Source organism: Blautia sp. ZXY-1-C6 (assembly GCF_056339875.1).
The window spans coordinates 1-4692 of record NZ_JBWJVQ010000268.1 but is presented as its reverse complement, the minus strand read 5'-3'; the positions used below and the strand labels follow the sequence as shown (position 1 = coordinate 4692).

Annotated in this window: 2 protein-coding genes; one reads left to right on the top strand and one right to left on the bottom strand. The window is 45.0% G+C overall.

All coding sequences use genetic code 11. The features are described from left to right. Positions 1-929: tRNA guanosine(34) transglycosylase Tgt (gene tgt / locus AC075J_RS17245; protein ID WP_476390545.1), on the bottom strand; the 929-nt coding region annotated here is incomplete at its 3' end. 446 nt (positions 930-1375) lie between these two features. On the opposite strand from tgt, the gene AC075J_RS17240 reads away from it, so the two are divergent. Continuing rightward, positions 1376-4692, top strand: a 3317-nt coding sequence (locus tag AC075J_RS17240; protein WP_476390544.1) for an acyl-CoA dehydratase activase-related protein, incomplete at its 3' end; no start/stop codon positions are given.

The following is a 4692-nucleotide window of genomic DNA, read 5'->3' as shown; positions in this document are numbered from 1 at the left end:
CCTTCTTCGATAGGACGTGTGTCCAGTTCATATTTTGCATTGAACAGATTCATCTTTCCATGATTGGTATATACATGTCCATGGCGGCCGTTACGGCTTGGATATACGCAGTCAAAGAAGTCAATACCACGTTCAACACCTTCCAGGATATTTGCCGGTGTTCCCACACCCATCAGGTAAGTAGGTTTATTCTGAGGAAGATAGGGGACTACCGCATCCAGGATCCTGTACATCTCTTCATGGGTTTCTCCAACTGCCAGACCGCCGACAGCATAGCCATCCAGATCCATTTCAGAGATCGCTTTGGCATGCTCAATGCGGATATCTTCATAAACAGCACCCTGGTTGATTCCAAACAGAAGCTGTTCTTTGTTAATGGTATCCGGCAGACTGTTCAGTCTCGCCATTTCCGCTTTACAGCGGGCAAGCCATCTTGTGGTCCTGTCTACAGATTTCTGCACATAATCCCTGTCAGCCACACTGCTGGGACATTCATCAAATGCCATGGCAATGGTGGAGGCAAGATTGGATTGGATCTGCATACTCTCTTCCGGTCCCATAAAGATCTTATGCCCGTCAATATGGGAATTAAAATAAACCCCCTCTTCTTTGATCTTTCTCAGCTTTGCAAGGGAAAATACCTGGAATCCGCCTGAGTCTGTAAGGATTGGTTTGTCCCATACCATAAATTTATGAAGGCCGCCTAACTGCTTTACTATTTTATCACCCGGACGCACATGAAGATGATAAGTATTTGATAATTCTACCTGTGTTCCGATCTGCTGTAAATCCATGGTGGATACAGCGCCTTTAATCGCACCGATCGTTCCCACATTCATAAAAACAGGAGTCTGGATCGTACCATGCACTGTATGAAACTCTGCACGCTTGGCACGGCCTTCTGTTTTAAGAAGTTTATATTCTGCCATTTTTTCTCTCCTCTTGATAAAAATCACTTTTTCTATTATATCCCGAAATAGCTGAATTTTCAACTGCAAATAAGGTAATCATTGGTAAACTTTCATATTGTCTTTTCCAGACCATTAGCGTATAATATTACGGAATATTCCATATCTGGAAACAGATATTTAATAGGAAAGAACAGGATAGATTTTTACTGTTTACTTCGTGTCCGGCAACACGCTTTGCATGATATCAGCAGCAAACAGTAAGGAAAATGTTACTGTTCACTCCGTTCTCAGTAACGTAGCCAAAATTCATTCCAGATTGCCTGTGGCAATGGAATTTTGGCTTGTATGTCTCGGGATTTTGGCATATTCATGCCAAAACACCTCGCGGGATAGTGGTGTGTGAACAGTAACAGGAAAATTTCAATTTTGTTTATATACAATACGAGGAGGCTTGAATTTACTTTATGAATTACAAAACACTTGGAATTGACATTGGTTCCACTACTGTAAAGATCGCGATCTTAGATGAGAATGAAAATCTCATTTTCGCGGATTACAAGCGTCATTTTGCGAACATTCAGGAAACCCTTGCAGACCTTCTTCAGGAGGCCTTTGACCAGTATGGCGAGATGACTCTCCATCCTGTGATCACAGGTTCCGGCGGTCTGACCCTTGCCAACCATCTGGGCGTTCCTTTTACCCAGGAGGTTATTGCAGTTTCTACTTCTCTGCAGAAGCTGGCACCTAAGACAGATGTTGCCATCGAGCTTGGCGGTGAGGATGCCAAGATCATTTATTTCGAAAACGGAAACGTAGAACAGCGTATGAACGGTATCTGTGCAGGTGGCACCGGTTCTTTCATCGACCAGATGGCTTCTCTTCTCCAGACAGATGCCACAGGTCTGAATGAATATGCCAAAGATTACAAAGCGCTCTACCCGATTGCTGCACGCTGCGGTGTTTTCGCCAAAACGGATATCCAGCCGCTGATCAATGACGGTGCAACCAAACCAGATCTGTCAGCTTCTATTTTCCAGGCAGTTGTAAACCAGACCATCTCCGGTCTTGCCTGCGGAAAACCCATCCGTGGACATGTTGCATTCCTGGGTGGTCCGCTTCACTTCCTGTCCGAACTGAGAGAATCCTTTATCCGTACTTTGAAGCTGGATGGGGAACACACCATCATTCCGGAGAACTCCCATCTTTTTGCAGCCATCGGTTCTGCATTAAATGCCAAAGAAGACAACTCCATTTCCCTGACAGAAATGAAAGACAGACTCCGCAATTCCATTAAGCTGGATTTTGAAGTAGAACGTATGGAACCACTTTTCGCTTCTCAGGAAGAATACGATGCATTTGCAAAACGTCAGAGTTCCTACAAAGTAAAAACAGGAGATCTGGCTACATATAAAGGAAACTGCTATCTGGGTATTGATGCAGGTTCCACCACAACCAAAACTGCACTGGTAGGCGAAGATGGAACACTTCTCTATTCCTTTTACAGTAGCAACAACGGAAACCCGTTAAAAACTACCATCCGTTCTATTAAAGAAATCTATGAACTGCTTCCCAAAGACGCAAAGATCGCTTATTCCTGTTCTACAGGTTACGGCGAGGCTCTGCTCAAAGCGGCCCTGCTCCTGGATGAGGGCGAGGTTGAGACCGTATCCCATTACTATGCAGCTGCATTCTTTGACCCAGAGGTAGACTGTATCCTGGATATCGGCGGACAGGATATGAAATGTATCAAGATCCGCAACAAGACCGTTGACAGCGTACAGTTAAATGAAGCATGCTCCTCCGGATGCGGTTCCTTTATTGAAACCTTTGCCAAATCCCTGAATTATACAGTACAGGATTTCGCAAAAGCTGCTGTTTTTGCACAGCATCCTATAGATCTTGGTACCAGATGTACTGTTTTCATGAATTCCAAGGTAAAGCAGGCGCAGAAAGAGGGAGCTGAGGTTTCCGATATTTCCGCAGGTCTTGCTTACTCTGTTATCAAAAATGCTCTGTATAAGGTTATCAAGGTTTCTGACGCTTCCGAACTTGGCAAGCACATCGTTGTACAGGGTGGTACCTTCTACAATGATGCGGTTCTTCGAAGCTTCGAAAAGATTGCAGGCTGCGAAGCCATCCGTCCGGATATCGCCGGAATCATGGGTGCCTTCGGTGCTGCACTGATTGCCCGTGAACGCCATCAGGAAGGCGCAGAAACGACTATGCTCTCCATTGATAAGATCAACGAGCTGAAATATACAACTTCTATGGCAAACTGTCGTGGATGTACCAATAACTGCCGTCTGACTATCAACAAATTCTCCGGCGGCCGCCAGTATGTAAGCGGTAACCGCTGTGAACGCGGTATCGGTAAGGAAAAGAACAAAGATCATATTCCGAATCTTTATGAATACAAATATAAACGTATTTTCTCCTACACACCGCTTACTGCTGATAAGGCAACGCGAGGTAAAGTAGGTATCCCGCGTGTTCTGAATATGTTTGAGAATTATCCTTTCTGGTATACTTTCTTTACAGAACTGAAGTATGAGGTTGTGCTCTCTCCTACTTCCACCAGAAAGATTTATGAGTTGGGTATTGAATCCATTCCAAGTGAATCCGAATGCTACCCTGCCAAGCTCGCACATGGCCATGTAACCTGGCTGATCCGCAATGGTGTGAAATTTATTTTCTACCCTTGTATTCCATATGAACGTAACGAGTTCCCGGATGCAGTCAATCACTATAACTGCCCGATCGTTACCTCTTATGCCGAAAATATCAAAAATAACGTAGACGAATTAAATGATCCGTCCATTACCTTCCGCAATCCGTTCCTTGCATTTACTTCTGAGGAAATTCTGGCAAATCGTCTGATAGAGGAATTTAAGGATATCCCGGCAGAAGAAGTCAAAGCTGCTGTGCATAAGGGCTGGGAGGAAATGGCTGCTGCACGCCGCGATGTACAGAAAAAAGGGGAAGAAACCCTGAAATATCTGGAAGATACAGGACGCCATGGTATTGTCCTTGCAGGACGCCCATACCATATTGACCCGGAAATCCATCATGGTATCCCGGATCTGATCAACAGCTATGGTATTGCCGTACTTACTGAGGATTCCATCTCTCATCTGGCACCTGTGGAACGCCCGATCCGCGTCAATGACCAGTGGATGTACCACTCCAGACTGTATGCTGCTGCAAACTATGTAAAGACACGCGATGACCTGGATCTGATCCAGCTCAACTCTTTTGGATGTGGTCTGGATGCAGTTACTACTGACGAGGTTTATGAAATTCTTGACGGAAGTGACAAAATCTATACCTGCTTAAAGATTGACGAGGTAAATAACCTTGGTGCTGCAAGAATCCGTATCCGTTCCCTGATCGCAGCGATCCGCGCGAAGAAAGCACAGGGACAGAAACGTACTGTCAAACCTGCTTCTATTGATAAAGTATCCTTTACAAAGGAAATGAGAAAGGACTATACCATCCTCTGCCCGCAGATGTCACCGTTCCATTTCAGCCTCCTGCAGGCAGCATTCAATTCCTGCGGATACAACCTGGAGGTGCTTCCGAATGACAATAAGCATGCAGTGGATGTTGGTCTGAAGTATGTAAACAATGACGCCTGCTATCCGTCTCTGATCGTTGTGGGACAGATCATGGATGCTCTGCTTTCCGGTAAATATGACCTGAACAAAACGGCCGTTGTCATGTCACAGACAGGTGGCGGATGTCGTGCTTCCAACTATATTGCATTTATACGACGCGCATTAAA